The following is a 24,058-nucleotide window of genomic DNA, read 5'->3' as shown; positions in this document are numbered from 1 at the left end:
CCTACGACCCGGACTCGACCGAGGCGAGGCGCTCGGCCAGCTCGGCGTCGACCAGCGACTTGACGACGTCGTCGAGGGCGCCGTCCATGACCTGGTCGAGGTTGTACGCCTTGAACCCCGTGCGGTGGTCGGACAGGCGGTTCTCGGGGAAGTTGTAGGTGCGGATGCGCTCGGAGCGGTCGACCGTGCGGATCTGCGCCTTGCGCGCGTCGGACGCCTCGGCATCGGCGGCCGCCTGCGCCGCGTCGAGCAGGCGCGACCGCAGGATGCGCATCGCCTGCTCCTTGTTCTGCAGCTGGCTCTTCTCGTTCTGGCAGCTCGCCACGATGCCGGTCGGCACGTGCGTGATGCGCACCGCGGAGTCGGTCGTGTTGACGCTCTGGCCGCCGGGGCCAGACGACCGGTAGACGTCGATGCGCAGGTCGCCGTCGTTGATCTCGACGTCGATGTCCTCGGCCTCGGCGAGCACCAGGACGCCGGCCGCGGAGGTGTGGATGCGACCCTGCGACTCGGTGACCGGCACACGCTGCACGCGGTGGACGCCGCCCTCGAACTTCAGCAGGGCGTGCGGCGCCTCGCCCGGCTCCGGGGTGCCCTTGGCCTTGACCGCCATCGTGACCGACTTGTAGCCACCCAGCGCCGACTCGGTGGCGTCGAGGATCTCGGTCTTCCAGCCGCGCTGCTCGGCGTAGCGGGAGTACATGCGCTGCAGGTCGCCGGCGAACAGGGCCGACTCCTCGCCACCCTCGCCACCCTTGATCTCCATGATCACGTCCTTGGCGTCCTGCGGGTCACGCGGCACGAGCAGGCGCTGCAGGCGCTCGGACAGCTCGTGCAGCCGCGGCTCGAGCGCCGTGATCTCGTCGGCGAAGGACGAATCCTCCGCCGCCAGCTCGCGGGCAGCCTCGATGTCGTCCGTGGCCTGCTGGAAGTCGCGGTACGTCTTGACGATCGCGCTGAGCTCGGCGTAGCGCTGTCCCAGCTTCTTGGCCAGGCCCGGGTCGGAGTGCACGGCGGGGTCGCCCATGCGCTGCTCGAGCTCGGCGTGCTCGCTGACGAGCGACTCGACTGCCTCGAACATGGACGGCTCCTGGTGGGATGGCGGCGACGGCTGGGCACAACGACGGCGCCGACCCGAGCCCGGAGGCTGGGGTCGGCGCCGTGAGGTTGCTACTTCTTGGCGTAGCGCTTCTCGAAGCGGGCGACGCGGCCGCCGGTGTCGAGGATCTTCTGCTTGCCCGTGTAGAACGGGTGGCAGGCCGAGCACACGTCGGCGCGCAGGACGCCTTCGGGTGCCGTGCTCTTGGTCGTGAACGTGTTGCCGCAGGTGCAGGTGACCTCGGTGTCGACGTAGTCGGGGTGGATGCCGTTCTTCATGATGTCCTCTCGGCGGTCGCTGGGTCGTCCCGCGGAGTGCGGTGGCGTGAACCAGAACCAAGGATGGATTGTGCCAGTTGGCACCCGTTACAGCGAAATCGGGGCCGAGATTATTCCGCGCTCAGGCCTTGGGCAGGAGCTTCTCAATGTCGCCACGGATCTTCTCGGGCTTGGTGGCCGAGCCGTAGCGCTTGACGACGTTGCCCTCGGCGTCGACGAGGAACTTGGTGAAGTTCCACTTGATCTTGGACGGGCCCACGCCGCCCTTCTCGTTCTTGAGCCACTGGTACAGCGGGTGGGCGCCGTCGCCGTTGACCTCGATCTCGGAGAACAGCGGGAACGTCACGCCGAAGTTCTTCTCGCAGAAGGTCGCGGTGCCCTCGTCGCCGTCAGGGTTCTGGTGGCCGAACTGGTCGCACGGGAAGCCGAGGACGACGAGCCCGCGGTCGACGTACTCCTGGTAGACCGCCTCGAGGCCCTTGAACTGCGGCGTGAAACCGCACTGCGTCGCGGTGTTGACGATCAGCAGCACCTTGCCCCGGTAGTCGGCCAGGAGCCGGTCGGTGCCGTCGATCGCGGTGGCGGAGAAGTCGTATGCGGTGGTCATCGGACCATCGTAGGGGTGGGTCAGGGCACCGACCATCCGAAATCCCGGTGGCAGGTCGACGGGTTCGCCCACACCGCGACCACAGGCCACAAACTGCCGTGTTCTGGGCAGATTCGGGACCGTGGTCGCAGGGCCAAAGAGGAGCGGCACCCGCCGGAACCGGGAGGTCCGCCCATGAACGTTCCTGCATGCCCAGACGCGGCACCGCCCGACCCCGAGGTCGTCGCGCTCACGAGGGGCCGCGCCGGTGTCACGGTGCTCTACCGGCCTGTCCTCGACGTCGCCCGGGGGGCTGCCGCGGGACACCAGGCGGTGGCGGGGGTGCGTCCTGCCGATCCGGCCGAGCGCATCGACCCGCTGGCCGTCGTGATGACGACCATCGACGTCGCCCTGCACGAGTCAGCGACGCTGCCGGACGACAGATTCATCTCGATCCCCGTCTCCCACGACCTGGTGGGCGACCCGGTGGTTCGGGCCCGGCTCCTGTCCCACGGCGACCTCGGCGGGCTGGTGCTCGACGTCACCGACTTCGCCAGCGACGCCTCGTCGAGGACCACGACGGCGCTCGACGACTACCGGGAAGCCGGGGCACGCATCGCCGTCGGTAGCCGTGACGACGCCCAGCCCGAGCTCGGGAGCATCCTGCGGCTGCGCCCGTTCATCGGTCCAGCGGGTGCGTCTGGTCCGGCGTCAGTCGCACGGCGGACACCCTGACCACGACGCCCGACTGAGGCAGAACGACGAGCAGGGGTGCACCCGGACCACCGGATGCACCCCTGCTCAGAGCGTGCTGATCAGCTGGTGGCGTCGTCCGCCGGCAGCGTCTTGGTGATCTGCAGCAGGAACTCGGCGTTGGTCGACGTCTTCTTGAGCTTGTCGAGGACGAGCTCGAGCGCCTGCTGGCCCTCGAGGCCGGCCAGGACACGGCGCAGCTTCCAGGTGATCGCGAGCTCGTCGGCGCCCATCAGCAGCTCCTCGCGGCGGGTGCTCGACGCGTTGAGGTCGACGGCCGGGAAGATGCGCTTGTCGGCCAGGTCGCGGCGCAGGCGCAGCTCCCAGTTGCCGGTGCCCTTGAACTCCTCGAAGATGACCTCGTCCATGCGCGATCCGGTCTCGACCAGCGCGGTGGCCAGGATCGTCAGCGATCCGCCGTCCTCGATGTTGCGCGCGGCGCCGAAGAACTTCTTCGGCGGGTAGAGCGCGGAGGCGTCGACGCCACCGGACATGACCCGACCGGACGTCGGGGCCGCGAGGTTGTAGGCGCGGCCGAGACGCGTGATGCCGTCGAGCAGCAGGACGACGTCGTGACCCAGCTCGACGAGCCGCTTGGCCCGCTCGATCGCCAGCTCGGCGACCATCGTGTGGTCGGTGGCCGGACGGTCGAACGTCGAGGCGATGACCTCGCCCTTGACCGACCGCTGGAAGTCGGTGACCTCCTCGGGACGCTCGTCGACCAGGACGATCATCAGGTGGCACTCGGGGTTGTTGGCCGTGATGGCGTTGGCGAGCTGCTGCATGACCATGGTCTTGCCCGACTTGGGCGGCGACACGATGAGTCCGCGCTGGCCCTTGCCGATCGGCGAGACCAGGTCGATGACCCGACCGGTCAGGCCGCCGGCCTCGCCCTCGAGGCGCAGGCGCTCGCTGGGGTGCAGCGGGGTCAGCTTGGAGAACTCGACGCGCTTGTTGGCCTCGTCGAGGCTCATCCCGTTGACCGAGTCGATCTTGACCATCGGGTTGAACTTCTCCTTGCGCTCGCCCTCACGGGGCTGACGCACCTGGCCGACGACGGCGTCGCCACGGCGAAGGCCCCACTTGCGCACCATCGACAGCGACACGTAGACGTCGTTGTCGCTCGGCAGGTAGCCCGTCGTGCGGACGAACGCGTAGTTGTCGAGGATGTCGAGGATGCCGGCGGCCGGCACCAGGACGTCGTCCTCGGTGTAGGACGTGTCGACGTCGACATTGCCGGCCCGTCCGCCCGAGGCGTTGCGGTTGCGGCCGCGACGGTTGCGGCGGCGTCCGCCGGCCTCGTCATCGTCGTCGGGGCCGTTGCCCTGGGCCGCGGGCTGGTTGCGGTTCGGGTTCTGGTTCGCCGCCGCGGCTCCGCCGGCCTGGTTGCCCTGGTTGCGGCCACCAGCCTGGTTGCCCTGGTTGTTCTGTCCACCCTGGTTGCGGCCGCCGCCCTGCTCGGCGTTCTGGGCGTTCTGGTTGTTCTGGCCGCCCTGGTTGGCGTTCTGGTTGCGGCCACGGCCACGACCACGACCGCTGCCGCTTCCGGCCTCGGTGCCCGCGTCATCGTCCTTCGGCTGGTCGTCGGCCTTGGCCTCGGCCTTCGGCTCAGCCTTGTCGGCCTTGTCGCCCTTGTCCGACGTGGCGTTCTTGTCGGCCTTGGCCTCGACGCCATCGGCCTTCTCGGCCGGCGCGGTCTGGTCGGCCTGGGCCGGCTTGTCGGCCTTGGCCCGACGCGTACGGGCGGGCTTGTCGGCCTTGGCGGGTGCCGCCTCGGCTGCAGCCGGCTCCGGCAGGACGTCGGGCAGCGTCACGGCTGCGGGGGGCGTCGTGTCGACGGCCGGACCCGAAGCAGCCTTGACGGCCGCCTTGGTCGACGTGCCGGCGTCGCCGCGGGCGATCTTGATGGCGTCGATCAGCGCGCCCTTGCGCATCTTCTCGGCGCCGGAGATGCCGAGCTCGGAGGCGATCTCCTGCAGCTCGGCGAGCACCTTGCCGCCCAGTCCTCCCCCGGTGCGCTTGGCAGCGGGGGTCGCGGGCGCGTCGGGAGGCGTGGAAGCAGCAGGTGTCGTGGTGGTGTCGGTCACGTAGGTTCCTTTGGGGATGAGGCCACACGGCCTGTGCTCCGGGAGTCCGGGTGGCATCGAGGCAGGCCCGTATCTGACGGGCGGCGGGAGTGGCGCTGCGCACTTGCGTTGTCACAGTCGGGGAGATGAACTCAACTCCGACTCAGTCACCATAACACCACGAGCGTCCACGCCACGGCCGACCGGCGGCAGGACGTCAGGCGCGCGCGACCTGTGCGCCGTCGGCGTCGACACCGAGCTCGTGCACGGCCCATCCGTCGGGCGCCTCGCCGGCAACGCCACGAGCGAAGGCCAGCACGGTCGGCCCCGCCCCCGAGATGATCGCCGGCACGCCGTCGACGCGCAGGCGGCGCAGCAGCTTGTACGACTCCGGCATCGCCTCGGCACGGTACGACTGGTGCAGGCGGTCCTCGGTCGCCGAGATCAACCGCTGCGGCGATCCGGTGAGTGCTGCGACCAGCAGCGCGGCGCGACCGGCGTTGAACGAGGCGTCGCGGTGCGGCACCGTCTCGGGCAGCAGCCCACGGGCCTTCTCGGTCGACACGGCGGTCGGGGGGACGAACACCGTGACCTCGACATCGGTATCGAGACGCTCGACCTCGGCCGCCGCGCCGTCGACCCAGGCGATCGTCAGCCCGCCGAAGAACGCGGCGGCGACGTTGTCGGGGTGTCCCTCGAGGTCGACCGTGAGCTGGAAGGCCGCCGCGTCGTCGAGCAGCTCGTCGCCGCCCTCGACGAGCGCCCTGGCCAGCACGACCCCTGCGACGATGGCCGCTGCCGACGAGCCGAGGCCGCGGCCGTGCGGGATCGCGTTGGTGCAGGTCAAGCGCAGGCCCGGCGGACGACCGCCCAGCAGGTCGAAGGCCGCGTGCATGGCCCGGACGACGAGGTGGGTCTCGTCGAGCGGGACGCCGTCCATGCCCTCACCGGTCACCCGGATCTCGAGGCCGGCGTCGACGACCTCGCCCGTGACCTCGTCGTGCAGCGCCAGCGCGAGCCCCAGCGCGTCGAACCCGGGGCCCAGGTTGGCGCTGGAGGCGGGGACCCTCACGGCCACCGGGCCGGCGACGAACGTCACAGCAGGCCGGCGGCCTCGGCCGCCGCGTCGACGTCGAACTCGATGATGGCGTCGACGAGCGCGCCGGCACCCGACAGCGCGGTGTCGATGTCCTTGAGGCCGTGGCCCGTCACGGTGACCGCGATGGTCTGGCCGGGCTCGACCTGACCTGCCGCGGCGGCCTCGAGCAGTCCAGCGACACCGGCGGCGGACGCCGGCTCCACGAACACGCCGTCGCGCGAAGCGAGATCGCGCTGGGCCTGCAGGATCTGCTCGTCGCTGACCGATCCGATGCGTCCGGCCGACTCGTCCCGGGCCGCGACCGCGAGGTGCCACGACGCCGGGTTGCCGATGCGGATGGCCGTCGCGACGGTCTCGGGGTGCGGGATGGGAGCGCCCTGGACGATGGGATCGGAGCCCTTGGCCTGGAAGCCCCACATCTGCGGCGTCCCGGTCGAGATGCCGGCGTCGGCGTACTCGCGGTAGCCCAGCCAGTACGCCGAGATGTTGCCGGCGTTGCCGACCGGCAGCACGTGCAGGTCGGGGGCGGCACCGAGCTGGTCGACGATCTCGAACGAGGCCGTCTTCTGGCCCTGCAGCCGCACGGGGTTGACCGAGTTGACCAGCGCGACGGGGTACTTGTCGGCGAGTGCACGCGACAGCTGCAGGCACTCGTCGAATCCGCCCTTGACCTGGATGACCTCGGCCCCGTGCATGACGGCCTGGGCCATCTTGCCGGCCGCGATCTTGCCGTGCGGCACCAGCACGACCGGGGTGAGACCGGCCTTGGCGGCGTACGCGGTCATCGACGCCGACGTGTTGCCGGTCGAGGCGCACACGACGGCCTTGGCGCCCTCGCCGACGGCGACCGACACGGCCGTGGTCATGCCACGGTCCTTGAACGAGCCGGTCGGGTTGTTGCCCTCGACCTTGATCCAGACGTCGCCGCGCACGAGGCCCGACAGCCACGCGGAGTGGACGAGCGGCGTGCCGCCCTCCCCCAGCGAGACGACGGGGGTCGCGGTGGTCACCGGGAGCCACTCCCGGTACTCCTCGATGACGCCTCTCCACACGTGTGCCATCAGAATCCTCCCTCGACGCGCATCACCGATGTCACGTCTCGCACCATGTCGAGACCCCGCAGCGACGCGACGGTCGCCGACAGCGCGGCGTCCTCGGCCTCGTGGGTCACGATGACCAGCTGGGCGTCGGACCCGCTGCCCTCCTGCCGCACCGTCTTGATCGAGACGTCGTACTCCGCGAAGGCCCCGGCGACCGAGGCGAGCACGCCCGCGCGGTCGTCGACGTCGATCGAGACGTGGTAGCGGGTGCGGGCACGGCCCATGTCGAGCACCTCGAGCTGGGCGTGGGTCGACTCGCCGGGTCCGAAGACGTCGCTGCGGCGGTTGCGGGCGACCGACACGACGTCGCCGAGCACGGCGCTCGCGGTGGGCGCGCCGCCGGCTCCGGGGCCGTAGAACATCAGCTCGCCGGCCGACTCGCTCTCGACGAAGACCGCGTTGTAGGCGCCGCGGACGCTCGCGAGCGGGTGCGTCAGCGGGATCATCGCGGGGTGCACGCGGGCCGAGACGGCTGGTCCGTCGGGGGTGTCGCGGCGCTCGCAGATCGCCAGCAGCTTGACGACGCAGCCCATCTCCTCGGCCGAGCGCACATCGGCGGCCGTGACGTCGGTGATGCCTTCGCGGTGCACGTCGCCGATCGTCACGCGGGTGTGGAACGCGAGACCGGCGAGGATCGCGGCCTTGGAGGCGGCGTCGAAGCCCTCGATGTCGGCGGTCGGATCGGCCTCGGCGTAGCCCAGCCGCTGTGCCTCGTCCAGCGCCTCGGAGAAGCCCTGACCCGTCGTGGTCATGGCGTCGAGGATGAAGTTGGTGGTGCCGTTGACGATGCCCAGCACGCGCTGCACCCGGTCGCCGGCGAGCGACTCGCGCAGGGGTCGGACGATCGGGATCGCACCGGCGACGGCAGCCTCGAAGTAGAGATCGCGCTCGGCCTTGTGCGCCGCCTCGAACAGCGTCGCGCCGTCCTCGGCGAGCAGCGCCTTGTTGGCCGTGACGACCGAGGCACCGTGCTCGAGCGCCGACAGGATCAGGTCGCGAGCCAGGTCGATGCCGCCGATGACCTCGATCACGACGTCGATGTCGCCGCGCGAGACGAGCCCCGCGGCATCCGTCGTGAACAGCTCGGCGGGGACGTCGAGGTCGCGCTCGCGGCCGAGCCGGCGCACGGCGATGCCGACCAGCTCGAGCGGCGCGCCGACCCGCTGGGCCAGCTCGTCGGCGTCACGCGTCAGCAGCCGGGCGACCTCCGTGCCCACGACCCCGCAGCCCAGCAGGGCGACACGGAGCGGACGTCCGGGGGTCCACGAGACGGCATCTGACGATGAAGGGTTCACCGGGCAAGGGTATCGGCGCACGCGGCCGGTTCTCGCACTCCCCTGCAACCGCGGACGTCGGGCGGTGCGTCAGCGTCCACGGTCGGCCGCCGCGTGGACGCTGGCGCACCGACGCCGACGGTCATCCGGGGCTGGTCACTCGGTACGAGGCCAGCACGCCCAGCGCCGCGACGGCTGCGGCAGCACCGAACACGAGCAGGTAGCCGCCCTGTTCGTGCTGGGCCAGCATGATCGCGAACACGACACAGCCCAGCGCGAGCACCAACGACTCGAGCACCGCGTCGCTCGTCTGCATCGCCGCACTGTTGGCTCCCTGCTCGGCCGGCGTCGAGTGGTCGAGCATCAACACCCCCAGCGTCGACACGGCGAGGCCCATCCCCAGACCGCCGACGGCCCACCAGGCCGTCACGACGTAGACGGGCACCCCGGGCAGCAACGTCAGGAACCCCGCTCCCACCCCCGTCAGCACGCACGCCGCTCCCAGCCGTACCCGCAGCGGCTTGGACGACAGAGCGGGCACGTGCGCCGCCAGCCACGCGCCCGTGAACCACAGGACAGCAGCGCTGGTGAGCAGCAGGCCCGCTCGGGTGACGCTCAGGGCCCGGTGCTGCACGAGTGACAGCGGGATGTAGGTCTCCGCGCCGAGGAACGCAGCACAGAGCAGGCTTCGAGTGATGACGACAACCGGCAGGCCGCGACGTGCTCGCCAGACCCCGGCCGGCAGAAGACGCGATGCGTACCGCAGCGTGGCGATCACGGCGACGACCACGACGACCGGCCACCACGGCACCACGCGCTGCCCTCCGACGCTGACGGCGACCACGCCGGTGGCGACGATCACGGCCCAGACCACGCGGAACCGATCGACGACGACCTCGGCATCGCCCTCGATCGCGTCGAGCGCCTCCCAGATCAGGCCGAGCGAGGCGACGGCGATGGCCGGGACAGCCAGGAAGACCCACCGCCAGCCGACCAGGTCCGTCACGGCCCCGGCGATGAACGGTCCGACCAGCGCCGGCAGCACCCAGGCACTCGTCACGACGGTGAACACCCGGGCGCGCAGGTCTTCGTGGAACGTCTGCCCGATCACGACGTACAGCCCCACGCCGACGAATCCCATGCCGAGCCCCTGGACGGCCCGGCCGGCCAAGAAGATCGGCATGCTCCGCGCGAGCCCGGCCACGAGCAGGCCGACGACGAAGACCGCCACGCCCAGGCGGAGCCCGGGACCCGGTCCGCGACGGTCCATCAGGGGACCGGCCGCCGTCATCGACACGATGCCGACGGCGATCGGGGCCGCGAACGCCAGCGCATACAGCCGCAGTCCACCGAGCTCGTCGGCCACGGCCGGCATGACGGTAGCGACCGCGAGCGACTCGAACGCGACCAGGAACGCCAGCGAGAAGATGCCCAGCACGACCCGCCCGTGCGGACCGGTCCAGAGCCGGTCGGCCCTTCCCAGCTCGTGCTGTCTGATCGCCTGCATGCTCCTCCGTCGTCGTGGTGTGCCTCCATCCGACAACCTCAATGACGGTTGAGGTCAAGCCCGACGGTCGACGACCGTGAGCGTGCTGGAAGGGTGATCCCGTGAGCTCGACGCCCGGAGACGCGAAGGACCAGCGCAACACCTCGCTGCGGGCGGGCTTCCGGGCCGCGCTCCCCTATGCCGCCGTCGGCTTCCTGCTGTCGATGTCGTTCGGCATCCTCGCCCGCGACTCGGGCTTCCCGGCCGAGGCGGCCATCGTCATGTCGGCGATCGTCTTCGCCGGCTCGGCCCAGTTCGCGGCGGTCTCGATCATCGCATCGGGTGGCACGGCCGGCGCAGCCATCGCCGCAGCCGCTCTCATGAACTCCCGCTTCCTGCCGATGGGCATCGCGCTCGGCCCCTCCCTCCCGGGTCGTGCTCCGTGGCGAGCCACCCAGGGGCAGGCGGTCATCGACGCCTCGTGGGCCATGGCCAACCGCGGCGACGGGACGTTCGACCGGTGGTTCCTCTTCGGCTCCACGGCACCGCAGTACGTCACGTGGATCGCAGGGACGACGCTGGGCGCGCTCGGCGGCGACCTGTTCAGCGATCCGTCGCGCTACGGGCTCGACGCGATCTACCCGACGTTCTTCCTGGCGCTCGTGATCTCGGAGGTGAAGGACCGCACGACGCTCGTGATCGCGGTCGTCGGCGGCCTGCTCGCACTGAGCCTCGTCGAGGTGGCACCCGCGGGCCTGCCGGTCCTGGCCGCGAGCCTCGTCGCACTGTGGGGCCTCCGCCGAGGACGGACCGCATGACCGCGACGGTCTGGTGGACGATCGCCGGCTGCACGGTCGTCACCGCGATCATCAAGGGCATCGGCCCGGTCGCGCTGGGCGGCCGCGACGTCCCGCCTCGCCTGACGGGCGTCATCGCCCTCATGGCACCGGCGCTGCTGGCCGCGCTGGTCGTGACCAGCACGTTCGCGACCGGCGACCGGTGGCACGTCGGGGCCCACACGGTCGGCGTCGCCGTCGGCGGCCTGGTGCTGCTGCGCCGCGGCCCCCTGCTCCTCGCGGTCGTGCTGGCCGTCGGCGTCACGGCCGGTCTCCGCGCGATCTCCTGAGCGCCATTCCACGCCACGCCACAGACCTCACCTATGGTTGAGGTCATGAGCCAGCGCCTCGACCTCACACCGGCTGCGGTGTCGTCGCGCACCGGCGTCGCCGTGTCGGCGCTGCACTTCTACGAGCGCGAGGGACTCATCGAGAGCCACCGCACCGCGGGCAACCAGCGCCGGTACCACCGCGACGTGCTGCGTCGCATCGCGTTCATCCGGGTCTCGCAGGGCCTGGGCATCTCGCTGGCCCAGATCCGGACGGCTCTCGGGACGCTGCCGGACGACCGCGTGCCGACCAAAGCCGACTGGGCCCGGCTGTCGCGGGGATGGCGGGCCGATCTGGACGCCCGTATCGACCGGCTGCAGCGGCTGCGCGACGACCTCGACGGATGCATCGGCTGCGGCTGCCTGTCGCTCAGGAGCTGCTCGCTGTACAACGCCGACGACATGCTTGCCGTGGACGGTCCGGGCGCGCGCCGCCTGCTCAGGACCCCCTCGCCGACACCGGTCAACCGGCGAGACTGATCGCCAGGTTGATGGTCGTGGCGACCACGACGGTGCCGAAGACGTACGACAGCAGGGCGTGCCGCAGCACCAGCGACCGCACGTCGCTCGTGCGCAGGTCGGTGTCGGAGATCTGGAACGTCATCCCCACCGAGAACGCGACGTAGGCGAAGTCGGTGAAGCGCGGCGGTGCCTCGGTGTTGAAGTCGATGTCGCGCACGTCGCCCGCGTGGGCCTCGCCCGAGTAGGCCTCTCCCCCGTAGTACTGGGCGGCGTAGCGCAGCGTGAAGAGCGTGTGCACCAGCAGCCACGACAGGGCGACGCCGCCGAGGGCAGCCCCGGCCAGCGCACCCGACCGGGTGTCGGACTCCCCCCGCGCGTTGACCAGCAGCAGCGCCACTGCCACGAGGCTCGCCACCGAGGCGACCAGGATCAGCAGCTCCGACACGCCACGCGCGGGGTCCTCGCGACGGGCGTGCTCGGCCGTCGTCGCGGCGTCCATCCGGCCGATGACCAGCCACACCCACCCGACGTAGAGCAGGCAGGCCGCCGCCCACCCGGCGACGAGGCCGAGCTCCCACGACTCGAGGACCGTCACGCCCGTGCCGACGACCGCCGCGACGACGACCATCGCCACGAAGCGGGCCAGGTAGCGGTGCGTCACCGGCGCGGACACGGGTGTCACCCGACGTCGAGCGTCAGGAGGTCTTCCTCGGTCTCGCGTCGCAGGATGACGCGGGCCTCGCCGTCGCGCACCGCGACGACCGCCGCGCGCGGGACGTGGTTGTAGTTGCTGGCCAGCGACCGACAGTACGCACCCGTGCCGGGCACGGCCAGCAGGTCGCCCGCGGCCACGTCGCCCGGCAGGAACTCGTCCTTGACGACGATGTCGCCCGACTCGCAGTGCTTGCCCACGACCCGGCTCAGCACGGCCGGGGCGTCGGAGGCGCGCGACGCCAGGGTGCACGAGTAGTCGGCCCCGTAGAGCGCCGGACGGATGTTGTCGCTCATGCCGCCGTCCACCGAGACGTAGCGCCGCGACGCCCCGCCGTCGAGGGCGACCGACTTGCTCGTGCCGACCTCGTACAGCGTGAACGTCGACGGGCCGGCGATCGCCCGCCCGGGCTCGATCGACAGATGGGGAACTGCGATGCCCATCGCGGCGCACTCGTCGGCGACGATCTTGAGCATGTTGCCGGCCAGGTCGGCCGGCGTCGACGGGTCGTCCTGGGTCGTGTAGGCGATGCCGAAGCCGCCGCCGAGGTCGAACTCCGGCATCGCCACGCCGAGCTCGCGCTCGACCTCGGCGTGCAACCGCAGGACGCGGCGGGCCGCGACCTCGAAGCCGTCGGTCACGAAGATCTGCGAGCCGATGTGCGAGTGCAGGCCCCGCAGGTCGAGACCCGGCTCGGCGACCACCCGGCGGACGGCATCGAGCGCGTCACCGCCGGAGATCGAGAAGCCGAACTTCTGGTCCTCGTGCGACGTCGAGATGTACTCGTGCGTGTGCGCCTCGACGCCCGCGGTCACCCGGATCATGACGGGTGCCGTGACGCCCAGCTCGGCGGTGAGCTCACGCAGGCGTCCGATCTCCTCGACGGAGTCGATGATGATGCGACCCACCCCGACCTCGAGGGCGCGACGCAGCTCGGCCGACGACTTGTTGTTGCCGTGCAGGCCGATGCGGGACGGCGGGACGTCGGCCTTCAGCGCGACCGCGAGCTCTCCTCCGGAGCAGACGTCGAGGTTGAGACCCTCCTCGACGATCCACCGGGCGGCCGCGACGCACAGGAACGCCTTGCCGGCGTAGTAGACGTCGGCTCCGACGAACGCGTCCTTGAACGCCCGCGCACGACGACGGAAGTCGTCCTCGTCGACGACGTACGTGGGGGTGCCGAACTCGGCGGCGAGGTCGACGACCGACTCGCCCGCGACGGTCAGCACGCCGTCGACCTTCGCGACGCCGTCGGACCACAGGTGCGGGACGAGCTGGTTGGGGTCTTCGGGGTTCTTGAGCCAGGCGGGACCGCGGTCGCCGGCCTGGCCGTGCAGGGCACCGGCCTCGTGGGAGCGCATCGACTACATCCTCTCGGGGGCGGAGACGCCGAGCAGGCCGAGGCCGTTGGCAATCACCTGGCGGGTCGCGGCCACCAGCATCAGGCGGGCGCGGTGCAGGTCGGTGGGATCCTCGTCGCCCTTGGGCAGGACGTGGGCGACGGAGTAGAACGTGTGGAACGCCGAGGCGGTGTCCTCGAGGTAGCGGGCGATGCGGTGCGGCTCACGCAGCTCGGCGGCCCGGGCGACGACCTTCGGGTAGTCGGCCAGCGAGCGCAGCAGAGCACCCTCCTGGTCGACGACCAGCAGCGACGGGTCGAAGGTCGACTCGTCGATCGTCACGCCGAGGTCGACCGCGTTGCGGATGATCGACGACAGCCGCGCATGGGCGTACTGCACGTAGAAGACCGGGTTGTCGCTGGTCTGGCTCGCCCACAGGTCGAGGTCGAGGTCGATCGTGGAGTCCATCGAGTAGCGCGCCAGCGCGTAGCGGGAGGCGTCGACGCCGATGACCTCGACGAGGTCCTCGAGCGTCAGCACCGTGCCGGCGCGCTTGCTCATGCGCAGCGGCTGGCCGTCGCGCACGAGATTGACGAGCTGGCCGATCAGGAGCTCGAGATTGACCTTGGGGGTGTCACCGAAGGCCGCGCACATCGCCATCATGCGCGAGACGTAGCCGTGGTGGTCGGCCCCCAGCATGATGAGGCAGCGGTCGAAGCCGCGCTCGCGCTTGTCGAGGTAGTAGGCCAGGTCGCCGGAGATGTAGGCGGGCTGCCCGTCCGACTTGATGACGACGCGGTCCTTGTCGTCACCGAACTCGGACGTCTTGAGCCACGTCGCGTCGTCCTTGTCGTACATCATCCCGAGCTCGCGGAGCCTCGCGATCGCCCGGTCGACGGCCCCCGACTCGTGCAGGTCGTTCTCGTGGAAGAACACGTCGAAGTCGACGCCGAAGTCGTGCAGGCTCGCCTTGATCTCGCCGAACATCAGGTCGACGCCCTCGGCGCGGAACGTCTCGAGCGCCTCGTCGTCGGGCAGCTCGGCCGCCCCCGGCACCTTGGCCGTCACGGTCGCGGCGATGTCGCTGATGTACTGGCCGCCGTAGCCGTCCTCGGGCGCCTCCTCGCCCCGGGCGTCGGCCAGGAGCGACCGGGCGAAGCGGTCGATCTGGACGCCGTGGTCGTTGAAGTAGTACTCGCGAGTGACGTCGGCACCGATCGCGGTGAGGATGCGGCCCAACGAGTCGCCGACGGCCGCCCACCGCACGCCACCGATGTGGATCGGACCCGTGGGGTTGGCGCTGACGAACTCGAGGTTGACCTTCTGACCGGCGTAGAGGTCGCTCGTGCCGTACGACGTCCCGGCGGCGACGATCTGCGGGGCCAGGGCACCCTGAGCGCCGGCCGCGACGCGGATGTTCAAGAAGCCCGGGCCGGCGATCTCGGCGCTCGCGACGCCCTCGGCCGTGGCGAGCTGGTCGGCCAGCAGCTGGGCGAACTCGCGCGGGTTCTTGCCGGCCTTCTTGCCCAGCTGCAACGCGATGTTGGTGGCGTAGTCGCCGTGGTCCTTGACCTTCGGACGCTCGACCAGGACCTGCGCGGGCACGCCGTCCGGAAGGGAGATCGCCCCCGACTCGGTCAGGGCGGTCAGGGCATCGACGATCGTGCTGGAGAGCTGCTCGGGGGTCACGTCACCAGCGTATCGGCCACGTCCCCCGCCCCCTGAGCCTGTCGAAGGGTCCCGAGCGTGGACGACCCGCAGGGCTGGGGCTGAGGCCCCGTTTCCGAGCGGACACACTCGGAACCCTGCGGGTCGGATGACTGCGGGTATTCGCCGTCACCGGTCCAGTTGGTGCAGATGATGCTGACTGAACTGGGGTCCGCGACTAGCGGACAGCCACCTCACATGTCCAAGAAGAATGCATTCTCGGGACCACCTCCTCTCCGTGTACTCAAAACGGTACGTCCGAAGTCGACGCTCTTCAAGAGGTCGACGAGTCACGAGATGGTGCCGCCCTGCCGGCGGTCGTGCGTGCGCTCGATGACCTCGTCGACGGTGCGCACCAGGAAGTCGGGATCGAAGGGCTTCGTGACGTAGGCGTCGACCCCCGCCTCGGTGGCCCGCTGGATGTCGGCGGTCTGCCCCTGCGTCGACACCATGACGACCGCGATGTCGCGGGTCAGGGGGTCGGCGCGGATCGCCGTCACGGTGGCCACGCCGTCGAGGCGCGGCATCATGACGTCGACCGTGATCAGATCGGGCATCACGTCGAGGTCTCGCAGGATCGCGAGGCAGTCGACACCGTCGACCGCCTCGTCGACCTCGTGTCCGGCCAGCTCGAGGTTGGTGCGGATGAGGAAACGGATGGAGGCGGTGTCGTCGACGACGAGCACTCTGGGCATGGTCATCACGGTAGTGGGCGTGCGGTAGGCTCACACCGCAGTTGGCCGCATTGGCCCCCGTAGCTCAGGGGATAGAGCGCCGCCCTCCGGAGGCGGAAGCGGAGGTTCGAATCCTCCCGGGGGCACCGATATCCTCGGTGCCGCAGCCCCCGCGGTCTCGATCGAGACGCGGAGGGCACGTGCCGCACCACCACCCCGTCGCACAGCTGATCGCCTCGTTCGCAGCCGGCGACTTCCTCCCGCCCGACGGCGGCTGGCAGCGGGTCGATCCGTGGCGTCCGGGGCTGGAGGCCGTCATCGCCTTCACCGGCCGGGCGGTGTTCGCGATCTCCCCGACCGTCGGTGACGACGAGCTGATGGCCCTGGGTGCCGACGGATTCGGCGGCGCGCACGACCCCAGGCTCATCGCCGCCATCGCCGGGCCGGGTGCCTGGATCGACAGCCTCGACGCGCTGCTCGTCGGACGAGGCACCAGGACCACGGACGCCCCTGCCCGGCTCGTGCCCCGTCCCGACCTGCGCAGCCATCCCCGAGCGCTCCTGGCGGCCGGGCTGCGGGACGACGTCGAGGTGCTCGGGCATCCCGGCGGCGACGACTCGAGCGTCGCGACGGTGGGCCGCGGCGTGGGCGGTCTGCGCGAGCTGAGCTTCGAGGTCGACCCCGCGCACCGGGGCGGGGCCGGGACGTCGCTCGTCCGCGACGCACTGACGACCGTCGCCGCCGGCGAGCTCGTGGTGGCCGCCGTGGCGCCCGGCAACGCGGCCAGCCTGCGAGCCGTGCTGGCGGCGGGCTTCACGCCCGTCGGTTCGCTGCAGCTGTTCCGCCGTGCCGCGCGCGACGAACGTCCCACGGCGCGCACCGGGTAGCCTCACAGCAGTCCTTCGGACCGGCTTGGCCGAGCAGCGGACCCTCTGCGGAAACACCCAGCACGGAGCTTCCATGGACCTGCTCGACCTCGGAGTCATCGCCCACACGGCCAAGGAGAACGAGCGACGGCTGCCGCTCCACCCCCGCCACCTCGACCGCCTGAGCGACGACGTGCGGCCGCACGTGTTCCTCGAAGAGGGGTACGGCGAGAGCTTCGGCGTGACCGACGACGAGCTGCGTCCTCTGGTCGGCGGACTGCTGACGCGTGCCGAGCTCATCGCGCGCTGCGACGTCATCCTGCTGACCAAGCCCAACGCCGACGACCTGCGCGAGCTGCGCGAGGGACAGATCCTGTGGGGCTGGCCGCACTGCGTGCAGGACGCCGCACTGACCCAGGTCGCGATCGACCGCCGCCTCACGCTGGTCGCGTGGGAGGCCATGAACCACTGGGGCGGCGACGGCAGCTTCCTGCTGCACGTGTTCCACAAGAACAACGAGCTCGCGGGGTACGGCTCGGTGCTGCACGCGATGTCGCTGGCCGGGCTGACCGGCACCTACGGTCGCCGGCTCACGGCCGCCGTCATCGGCTTCGGCGCGACCGCCCGCGGCGCCGTCACGGCGCTGACGTCGCACGGCATCCACGACGTCGACATCTTCACGCAGCGCGGCGTCGCGGCCGTCAGCGCGCCCATCCACTCCGCCCGCATCGTGCACTTCGACCCGGCCGACTCCCCCGCCGAGAGCCGCGCGCTGGTAGACCAGGAGTGGGTGCCGCTGCCGGCGCTGCTGGCCGAGCACGACGTCATCGTCAACTGCGTCCTGCAGGACCCCAACTCCCCCGTCTCGTTCCTGATGGACGTCGACTTGCCGACCCTCGCACCCGGCACCGTCATCGTCGACGTCTCGTGCGACGAGGGAATGGGCTTCGAGTGGGCGCGCCCCACGACGTTCGACGACCCGACGTTCACGGTGGGCCACGGCGTGACGTACTACGCGGTCGACCACAGCCCGTCGTACCTGTGGAACTCCGCGACGTGGGAGATCAGCCAGGCGCTGCTGCCCTACCTCGGCAAGGTGCTGGCGGGACCGGACTCGTGGGACGCCGACGAGACGGTCCGGCGCTCGATCGAGATCCGCCAGGGCGTCGTCCAGAACCCCGACATCCTGGCCTTCCAGAAGCGGTCGGGCGACTTCCCGCACGTCGCCGTCTGACGAACCCGGTTGCGTGTCGCGGGGTCGGCAGTAGCGTCGATGGCACACACCGACGAGAGGTTCACAGCATGCCCACACGCACTGCACGCACCGCCTGGGACGGCGGCTTCGAGGACGGCTCCGGACAGGTCGAGCTCACCGACTCCGGTCTCGGCACGTTCGAGATGTCGTTCAAGAAGCGCTCGTCCGACGACGGCGGGGGCGCGACCAACCCCGAGGAGCTGCTGGGTGCTGCCCACTCGTCGTGCTACACGATGCAGCTCACGGCCATCCTCGGCCAGAAGGGCGCCACGCCCGTCTCGATCGAGACGACGGCCAAGGTCACCCTCGGCGAGGACCCGGACGACCAGGGCTTCAAGATCCACAAGATCGCCCTGACCGTCCGCGGTGAGGTCGAGGGCATCGACGAGGCCGGGTTCCTCGAGGCCGCCGAGGCAGCCAAGGTCAGCTGCCCGCTGAGCAAGGCACTGGCGTCCGTCCCCGAGATCACGCTCGACGCGACGCTCGAGAGCGCGTAGCCCTCATCCGTCCCCGAGAAGTGTGACGATCCGCCCCGCTCCCGACGGAGCACCGGGGCGGATCGTCACACATCTGGGGGGCTAGCGAGGTGCGCTGCGCAGCCTCCGTCGCCGGTCGTCGCGCCGCCTCAGGTCGCGGGCCAGCCGGCGGTCGCCGTAGTAGAGGATCGACGCCCAGTCGATCGCGGTGTCGGTCGGCGGTGGGGCCTCGACCTTCTGGGGACGACGCTCGACGAACAGCCAGTTGACGACGCCGAGGCCCATGTCGACCAGCGAGGCCCGGACGCCGATGTAGGCGCGGATCGCCGTGCCGGCCAGCACCGCGTTGAACACCGCGAAGCCGAAGTTGCCCCAGTTCTGGTGATTGAAGTCGCGGTACGCCGTCAGGATCGAGAACCCGACGATCAGGTAGGGCACCAGCACGTGCAGGGCCGGCGCGGCCGTGCGGTTGCGCACCTTGGGCGTGCGGGCGAACGGGATCTTCTCGCCCGTGAACGCCTGTTGGATCGACTTCAGCACGCCCGCGAGGTTGACCGGCAGCAGCACCAGGTTGAACCCGTAGATGCGGAAGATGTCGGAGAACCGGTGGCCGCAGGCCCGCAGGTCGCTGCCCATCGCCAAGAAGTACGGGAGCGCCGCCACCAGCACCAGCGGGCTCAGGAGCCGGCTGTCGTAGGGGTAGAACAGCAGGAACATCAGCCCGAAGCTGGCCCACGCGATCGAGCCCATGTAGTTGACCCGCAGCGCGAGCTCGGTCAGGTGCACCCGCTCGCGGCTGTGGCGACGCTGGCGCACCTGCCGCCAGAGCTTCGGCATGATCAGCAGACCGCCGTTGGCCCAGCGCCGGCGCTGCACGACGAGCGACCCGAAGTCGGGCGGCGTCGCGCTGTAGCTCAGCCGCTCGGGATAGTTGACCAGCGACCATCCCGCGGTGCCGATGTCGATGCTCGACTCGGTGTCCTCGATGACGGTGCGGTCCTGGATGTAGGTCTTGATCTCGTAGCCGCCGACGTTCTCGACCTCGACGATGTCCTCGAGCGCCCGCTTGCGGATGACGGCGTTGGCGCCCACCCAGAACGTCGCGTTGTGATGCGTCTTGCCCTGGTGGAGGATGTGCTGCAGATCGGTCGACGCCCCCGCGATCCGCTCGATGCGGGTCGGCGCGCCGCGGAACGACGAGTACGGCGTCTGGATGATCGCGACGTGCTGGTTCTCGGTCTGCTCGAGGTAGTACACGAGGCGCATGCAGTAGTCGCGCAGCAGCTGCGAGTCGGCGTCGAGCGTCAGGACGTAGCCGGAGTCGGGGATGTCGACGTCACCCGGTGCCGCCTCCTCGACCTTGTCGAGCATCAGGCCCGCCGCGGTCCGGTTGGGTCGCCACACGTGGCCCATCAGGCCGAGGTATGAGTTGACGTTCATGGCCTTGTTGGCCTCGTTCGACAACGATGCGTACCGCTTGCGCTCGAAGCTGGAGAGATCGGCCCGGAAGGTCCAGGCCAGACGGCGGTGCAGCTCCTCGACCCGGTCCGCGTCAGGCAGGCCGCCCTGGTCGAGCGCGGCCTGCAGGGCGATCGCGGTGAGGTTGAGCTCGTTGGCCAGCCCGAACAGGACCTGGTCGACGAAGAACTCGCTGACGTGGTCGACGACCTCCTCGGCGGCGGCCATGTCCTCCAACCACGTCACCGCTGCCCGATAGTCGGCCAGCAAGGTCGTCACCGCCCGGCGGTCGACGCCTCGGGTGGCGAGGCGCTTGGAGGCCTTGTCGAGCGACGTCCGGAACCGCTCGCGGGGTGCCCTCAGGGCCTCCTCGATGTCGGGGGCCAGCCGGCGCGTGGCCTCGAGCTTGGCGAGCACGTCGGGGTCGCTCGGCGTCGGCGGGTCGTCGATCAGCAGCACCAGGTCGAGATAGGGGTACTCCTGCAGCGCCGCGCTCCACAGCGTCAGCCGGACGACGTCGGGCTCCTCGGCGTACGACGGGATGAGCACCGTCAGGCGCTCGCTGCGGGTGTCGGCGAAGTGCCGGTCGAGCATCCCTCGGGGCGCGCGGTCGTGGTCGCGGAAGCGGATCAGCGCGCCCTGCCTGGCCACGAGGTACATCAGCGCCGAGAACGTCAGGAACGTCACGACGACGAGGTACGACAGGGCCTCCATCGTGAACCGGAAGCTGCCGCCGTAGTCGATGAACTGGCGGATGATGGTCGACACGACGTAGCCGATCCACGCCAGGATCGTGACGACGATGCCGATGCGTCCGCGCGTGATCTTGGAGCTGCTCGGCACCGGATGGATGATCGACAACGGCTCCGACCGCCGTTCGGCACCCCACTGCCTCCGGGTCTTCGGTTCCGTCCCTGTCACCTTGCGCCTGAGCCTGAGCCGCACGCCTACTTCTCCCTCGTGAACCCCCGCGGCCACAGTAGCCATCGACAGGTCCCACTCGCTCACGGCCCCGGACGGGGTGTCACCATGGGGGTGTTCGGGGAGCAGTGCTGAGGAGCGTGGCCGGTGGGCCGATTCGACGGACGACGACTGTCCCTTCCCCGACTGGCCGTCCTCGTGACGGTCATCGCGGGCCTGACCTATGCCGGAACGTCCAGCTGGCGCTACGTGCAGGACGCGCAGGCCGCCAGCTCCAACGGTGCCGCCTGGTATGCCGCGTACGTCGATGCGACCGTGACCCCGCTCTACGAGTTCGAGCAGCCGACGACGAAGGCCGACCGCGACATCGTGCTGTCGTTCGTCGTGGCCAGCCAGACCAGCACCTGCGAGCCCGCCTGGGGCGGTGCCTACTCGCTCGACGCCGCGTCGGACGATCTCGACCTCGACCGACGCATCGCCCGACTGCGCCAGCAGGGCGGCAGCGTCGTGGTGTCGTTCGGCGGTGCGGTGAACTCCGAGCTGTCGACCACGTGCACCGATCCGGCCGCGCTGGTGGATGCGTACCGGTCGGTGGTCGAGCGCTACGACCTGCGGACGATCGATCTCGACATCGAGGGCGCCCAGCTCGGCGACACCACGGCCACGACCCGGCGCGCGGTGGCGATGAAGGCGCTCCAGGTGGAGCGGGCCAAGGCCGGCAAGAACCTGCGGGTCTGGCTGACGCTGCCCGTGTCGCCGGAAGGGCTGTCGACCGAGGGTCGCCAGGTCGTCGCGGCGATGCTCGAGCAGAAGGTCGACCTGTCGGGCGTCAACGTCATGACGATGGACTACGGCGCCAGCCGCGCCAAGGGCCAGTCGATGCTCGATGCGTCGACCGCCGCGCTGACCGCGACCCACCGGCAGCTCAGCCAGGTCTACGCCCGGGCAGGTCAGGACGTCGGCTCGGCGACCCTGTGGCGCCGCATGGGCGCGACGCCGATGGTCGGCCAGAACGACGTCCCGGGCGAGATCTTCTCGATCGCCGCTGCCCGCCGACTCAGCGCGTTCGCCGCCGAGAAGGGGCTCGGGCGCATGTCGATGTGGTCGCTCAACCGCGATCGCACCTGCGGTGCCAACTACCCCGACCTCACGGTGGTGTCCAACTCCTGCAGCGGCGTCAACCAGGGGTCCGACTCTTTCGCGACGCTGCTGCGCGGCACCATGACGGGCACGCCCGACAAGACCGAGGTCGCCCCGACCGCCACGCCCACCGGCAAGCCCACCGGCGGTCGTGACGGTGCCGACATGCCGCTCGCCGACGACCCGAGCACGAGCCCGTACCCCATCTGGGCGCAGGACGAGACGTACGTCGAGGGCACACGGGTCGTGTGGCACCGCAACGCCTACGTCGCGAAGTGGTGGTCGCTCGGCGACGTGCCGGACGACCCGGTGGTCGACGAGAGCGCTTCCCCGTGGCGGCTCATCGGTCCGGTCCTGCCGGGCGAGAAGCCGATCGTGCTGCCCGTGCTGCCCGTCGGCACCTACCCCGCATGGGACCAGGACGTCGCGTACCGCAAGGGCGAGCGCGTCATGCTGAAGGGCACCCCGTTCGTCGCGAAGTGGTACTCCGCCGGCACCAGCCCTGACGCTCGGTCGACGCAGAACGAGCCGTCGCCGTGGCGGCAGCTCACCGATGCCGAGCTGCGGCTGGCGGCGAAGGTCGCCGCGGAGGGCACCGACTGACGTGACCGGCGCGCGATGAGGCCCGTCACCGGACGCTTGCACGCCCAGGCGCTCGACGCGCCGAGGTTCGACGCACTGGTCGACGTCGTGCGTCACCTCGGGTGCGTGCAGTCGCAGCTGCACGACATGGCGCTGTGGGGCGTGTCCCGGCGGCTGCAGGCCGCCACGCTGGCCGACCTGCAGCAGGCGTTCGGCGGCGGCGAGGTCGTCCGCACCCATGTGCTGCGCCCCACCTGGCACCTCGTCGCAGCCGACGACGTCCACTGGCTGCAGGCGCTGACCGCGCCGCGCGTCCGCCGACTGATCCAGTCGACGAATCGCACGATCGGCCTGACGGACGACGTCGTCGAGCGAGGTGTCGAGCTGGTCGTCGAGGCGCTGTCCGACGGCGCGACGCTCACGCGGGCCGAGCTGGCGACGGTGCTGGACGAGGCGGGTCTCGGGCTGCCCGGCCAGGCCGTCGCGCACGTCATGATGGCCGCCGAGATCGAGACCCTCGTCGCCAATGGCCCTGTCCGGGGCAAGCAGCACACCTACCGCCTGCTCGCGCCTCGTCCCGTCGGGCTGACCCGTGACGAGATGCTCGCCGAGGTGGCCCGGCGGTACGCCCGCGGCCACGGCCCCGTGCGTGACAAGGACCTCGCATGGTGGACGAGCCTGACCCTGACCGACAGCCGACGGGCGATCGTGCTGGGCGAGCTGTCACCCGTCGTCGTCGACGGCACGGAGCGCTGGACGCTCGACGAGCCGGTGCCGGCCGAGGTGCCGCCGGTCATGCTGCTCTCCAACTTCGACGAGTACGTGTCGTACGCCCGCGACGCCGACGACTACGCGCTCATCGCGACCTCGACCGATGAGGTCATGCGGGCCACCGGTCTGCTGTTCGTCGACGGATGCCTGGCCGGGTCGTGGACCCGCACCCTCGCTGCTCGCCGGGTCGTGGTCACCGTGCGGCCGACGGTGCCGGTGACCGCCCGCCTGCGCCGAGGACTCGAGGGCGAGGCCGCGGCGTTCGGACGGTTCGTCGGCCTCGAGCCCGAGCTGCGCCTCGTCGACTAGCTCTGCCTGCGGCTCGCGATCCTGTCGGACAGCTGCTGCACCTCGATGGGGTCCGCGTCCCGGGCGAGGGCGACGCAGTGATCCATGACGGCAGGCCGGTAGCGCACGGGCATCGTCTGGCCCGCGGCCAGCCGGGTGAGCTCGGTGATCGTCAGGCTCTCGTCGGCGATGCCGCGGAAGGAGACGCCATCGGCGGTCTCGACGTCGAGCATCAGGACGACACGTGGATTGCTGTTGACCTCTCGCCAGTCGACGAGGACGCCGAGCGCGAGCGAGCCGGCGCGCAGCTCCGCGGCACGTCTCGACGCGTCCCTGCTCAGGAGCGGATTCGGGGCGACGCCCGGAAAGTCGGGGCCGACGCCGAGCGACTCCCGACTCAGGTCCGGCCTGAGCTGCGCCATCAGGTCGTCGATCTTCTTCTTCGAATTCTTCGAACCGAACATCGTGCCCCCCCTCACGTCCACCGGCATCCCGGGCGG

At 70.6% G+C, this 24,058-nt stretch carries 23 protein-coding genes and 1 tRNA gene; 10 read left to right on the top strand and 14 right to left on the bottom strand.

Going from position 1 to position 24,058, the window contains the following annotated elements; genetic code table 11:
• Window position 1: 1 nt before the first annotated feature.
• The 3 genes from prfA to JOF40_RS12110 all read right to left on the bottom strand — a co-directional run bounded on the left by prfA (window position 2) and on the right by JOF40_RS12110 (window position 1,984).
• Window positions 2–1,081 carry a peptide chain release factor 1 gene (prfA, locus tag JOF40_RS12120; protein WP_129184995.1) on the bottom strand — a complete coding sequence of 360 codons (1,080 nt, stop codon included), beginning with the start codon at window positions 1,079–1,081 and terminating at the stop codon, window positions 2–4.
• A gap of 89 nt (window positions 1,082–1,170) precedes the next feature.
• Window positions 1,171–1,377 (bottom strand): 50S ribosomal protein L31, encoded by a 207-nt coding sequence (gene rpmE, locus JOF40_RS12115; protein WP_056607186.1) that lies wholly within the window; start codon window positions 1,375–1,377, stop codon window positions 1,171–1,173.
• A 121-nt stretch (window positions 1,378–1,498) separates the two neighbouring features.
• Window positions 1,499–1,984, bottom strand: coding sequence for a glutathione peroxidase (locus JOF40_RS12110; protein ID WP_129184996.1), 486 nt, complete (start codon window positions 1,982–1,984; stop codon window positions 1,499–1,501).
• Between the two features lie 174 nt (window positions 1,985–2,158).
• Here JOF40_RS12110 and JOF40_RS12105 point away from each other — a divergent pair, with 174 nt between their 5' ends.
• Complete coding sequence (locus tag JOF40_RS12105; RefSeq protein ID WP_129184998.1) at window positions 2,159–2,698, top strand: hypothetical protein; 540 nt, start codon at window positions 2,159–2,161, stop codon at window positions 2,696–2,698.
• A gap of 80 nt (window positions 2,699–2,778) precedes the next feature.
• Here the strand turns inward: JOF40_RS12105 and rho are convergent, their stop codons facing one another.
• From rho to JOF40_RS12080, 5 genes are all read right to left on the bottom strand, one after another.
• A complete protein-coding gene (gene rho, locus JOF40_RS12100; protein WP_246152992.1) occupies window positions 2,779–4,803 on the bottom strand; it encodes a transcription termination factor Rho in 2,025 nt (674 codons plus the stop codon).
• Window positions 4,804–4,999: 196 nt separating this feature from the next.
• On the bottom strand, window positions 5,000–5,881 hold the full coding sequence (gene thrB, locus JOF40_RS12095; protein ID WP_129185002.1) for a homoserine kinase: 882 nt from the start codon (window positions 5,879–5,881) through the stop codon (window positions 5,000–5,002).
• A complete protein-coding gene (thrC, locus tag JOF40_RS12090; protein ID WP_129185004.1) occupies window positions 5,878–6,942 on the bottom strand; it encodes a threonine synthase in 1,065 nt (354 codons plus the stop codon). The genes thrB and thrC overlap by 4 nt, the downstream gene beginning before the upstream one ends.
• Window positions 6,942–8,276, bottom strand: a complete 1,335-nt coding sequence (locus JOF40_RS12085; protein WP_129185006.1) for a homoserine dehydrogenase — start codon at window positions 8,274–8,276, stop codon at window positions 6,942–6,944. The genes thrC and JOF40_RS12085 overlap by 1 nt, the downstream gene beginning before the upstream one ends.
• Window positions 8,277–8,397: 121 nt before the next feature.
• Window positions 8,398–9,762 carry an MFS transporter gene (locus JOF40_RS12080; protein WP_129185007.1) on the bottom strand — a complete coding sequence of 455 codons (1,365 nt, stop codon included), beginning with the start codon at window positions 9,760–9,762 and terminating at the stop codon, window positions 8,398–8,400.
• Between the two features lie 101 nt (window positions 9,763–9,863).
• On the opposite strand from JOF40_RS12080, the gene JOF40_RS12075 reads away from it, so the two are divergent.
• Genes JOF40_RS12075 through soxR form a run of 3 tightly spaced genes read left to right on the top strand, consistent with a single transcriptional unit; the run spans window position 9,864 to window position 11,386 of the window.
• Window positions 9,864–10,559 (top strand): AzlC family ABC transporter permease, encoded by a 696-nt coding sequence (locus tag JOF40_RS12075; protein ID WP_246152976.1) that lies wholly within the window; start codon window positions 9,864–9,866, stop codon window positions 10,557–10,559.
• Entirely contained in the window at window positions 10,556–10,867 is a 312-nt protein-coding gene (locus JOF40_RS12070; protein ID WP_129185009.1) for an AzlD domain-containing protein, read from the top strand. Before JOF40_RS12075 ends, JOF40_RS12070 begins: the two co-directional genes overlap by 4 nt.
• Window positions 10,868–10,912: 45 nt before the next feature.
• Window positions 10,913–11,386: a redox-sensitive transcriptional activator SoxR gene (gene soxR / locus JOF40_RS12065; protein ID WP_209674567.1), complete on the top strand. Its 474-nt coding sequence runs from the start codon at window positions 10,913–10,915 to the stop codon at window positions 11,384–11,386.
• Here soxR and JOF40_RS12060 read toward each other — a convergent pair.
• From JOF40_RS12060 to JOF40_RS12045, 4 genes are all read right to left on the bottom strand, one after another.
• Window positions 11,370–12,041: a DUF1345 domain-containing protein gene (locus tag JOF40_RS12060; protein ID WP_209674565.1), complete on the bottom strand. Its 672-nt coding sequence runs from the start codon at window positions 12,039–12,041 to the stop codon at window positions 11,370–11,372. The two genes, soxR and JOF40_RS12060, sit on opposite strands and share 17 nt — an antisense overlap.
• A 5-nt stretch (window positions 12,042–12,046) precedes the next feature.
• Entirely contained in the window at window positions 12,047–13,441 is a 1,395-nt protein-coding gene (gene lysA, locus JOF40_RS12055; protein ID WP_129185013.1) for a diaminopimelate decarboxylase, read from the bottom strand.
• A 3-nt stretch (window positions 13,442–13,444) separates the two neighbouring features.
• Window positions 13,445–15,109, bottom strand: a complete 1,665-nt coding sequence (argS, locus tag JOF40_RS12050; protein ID WP_129185015.1) for an arginine--tRNA ligase — start codon at window positions 15,107–15,109, stop codon at window positions 13,445–13,447.
• A gap of 308 nt (window positions 15,110–15,417) precedes the next feature.
• Window positions 15,418–15,822: a response regulator gene (locus JOF40_RS12045; RefSeq protein ID WP_188111920.1), complete on the bottom strand. Its 405-nt coding sequence runs from the start codon at window positions 15,820–15,822 to the stop codon at window positions 15,418–15,420.
• Between the two features lie 53 nt (window positions 15,823–15,875).
• Here JOF40_RS12045 and JOF40_RS12040 point away from each other — a divergent pair.
• The 4 genes from JOF40_RS12040 to JOF40_RS12025 all read left to right on the top strand — a co-directional run bounded on the left by JOF40_RS12040 (window position 15,876) and on the right by JOF40_RS12025 (window position 18,419).
• A tRNA-Arg gene (locus JOF40_RS12040) sits at window positions 15,876–15,947 on the top strand.
• Between the two features lie 54 nt (window positions 15,948–16,001).
• Complete coding sequence (locus tag JOF40_RS12035; protein ID WP_129185017.1) at window positions 16,002–16,688, top strand: GNAT family N-acetyltransferase; 687 nt, start codon at window positions 16,002–16,004, stop codon at window positions 16,686–16,688.
• Between the two features lie 73 nt (window positions 16,689–16,761).
• Window positions 16,762–17,901, top strand: coding sequence for a N(5)-(carboxyethyl)ornithine synthase (locus JOF40_RS12030; RefSeq protein WP_129185019.1), 1,140 nt, complete (start codon window positions 16,762–16,764; stop codon window positions 17,899–17,901).
• A 68-nt stretch (window positions 17,902–17,969) separates the two neighbouring features.
• Entirely contained in the window at window positions 17,970–18,419 is a 450-nt protein-coding gene (locus JOF40_RS12025) for an OsmC family peroxiredoxin (RefSeq protein WP_129185021.1), read from the top strand.
• 81 nt (window positions 18,420–18,500) lie between these two features.
• On the opposite strand, the gene JOF40_RS12020 is transcribed toward JOF40_RS12025, so the two are convergent.
• Window positions 18,501–20,699 (bottom strand): glycosyltransferase family 2 protein, encoded by a 2,199-nt coding sequence (locus JOF40_RS12020; protein WP_246152970.1) that lies wholly within the window; start codon window positions 20,697–20,699, stop codon window positions 18,501–18,503.
• A gap of 225 nt (window positions 20,700–20,924) precedes the next feature.
• Here JOF40_RS12020 and JOF40_RS12015 point away from each other — a divergent pair, with 225 nt between their 5' ends.
• Both JOF40_RS12015 and JOF40_RS12010 read left to right on the top strand, forming a co-directional pair.
• Complete coding sequence (locus tag JOF40_RS12015) at window positions 20,925–22,520, top strand: glycosyl hydrolase family 18 protein (protein ID WP_129185024.1); 1,596 nt, start codon at window positions 20,925–20,927, stop codon at window positions 22,518–22,520.
• A 15-nt stretch (window positions 22,521–22,535) separates the two neighbouring features.
• Window positions 22,536–23,579 carry a winged helix DNA-binding domain-containing protein gene (locus tag JOF40_RS12010; protein ID WP_129185026.1) on the top strand — a complete coding sequence of 348 codons (1,044 nt, stop codon included), beginning with the start codon at window positions 22,536–22,538 and terminating at the stop codon, window positions 23,577–23,579.
• On the opposite strand, the gene JOF40_RS12005 is transcribed toward JOF40_RS12010, so the two are convergent.
• Window positions 23,576–24,022 (bottom strand): hypothetical protein, encoded by a 447-nt coding sequence (locus JOF40_RS12005; RefSeq protein ID WP_129185028.1) that lies wholly within the window; start codon window positions 24,020–24,022, stop codon window positions 23,576–23,578. The genes JOF40_RS12010 and JOF40_RS12005 overlap by 4 nt on opposite strands.
• Window positions 24,023–24,058: the final 36 nt, after the last annotated feature.

The organism is Aeromicrobium fastidiosum (assembly GCF_017876595.1).
Taxonomy (GTDB): domain Bacteria; phylum Actinomycetota; class Actinomycetes; order Propionibacteriales; family Nocardioidaceae; genus Aeromicrobium; species Aeromicrobium fastidiosum.
Note: the sequence above shows the minus strand (reverse complement) of the source record. Positions and strands in the feature narration are given on the sequence as shown.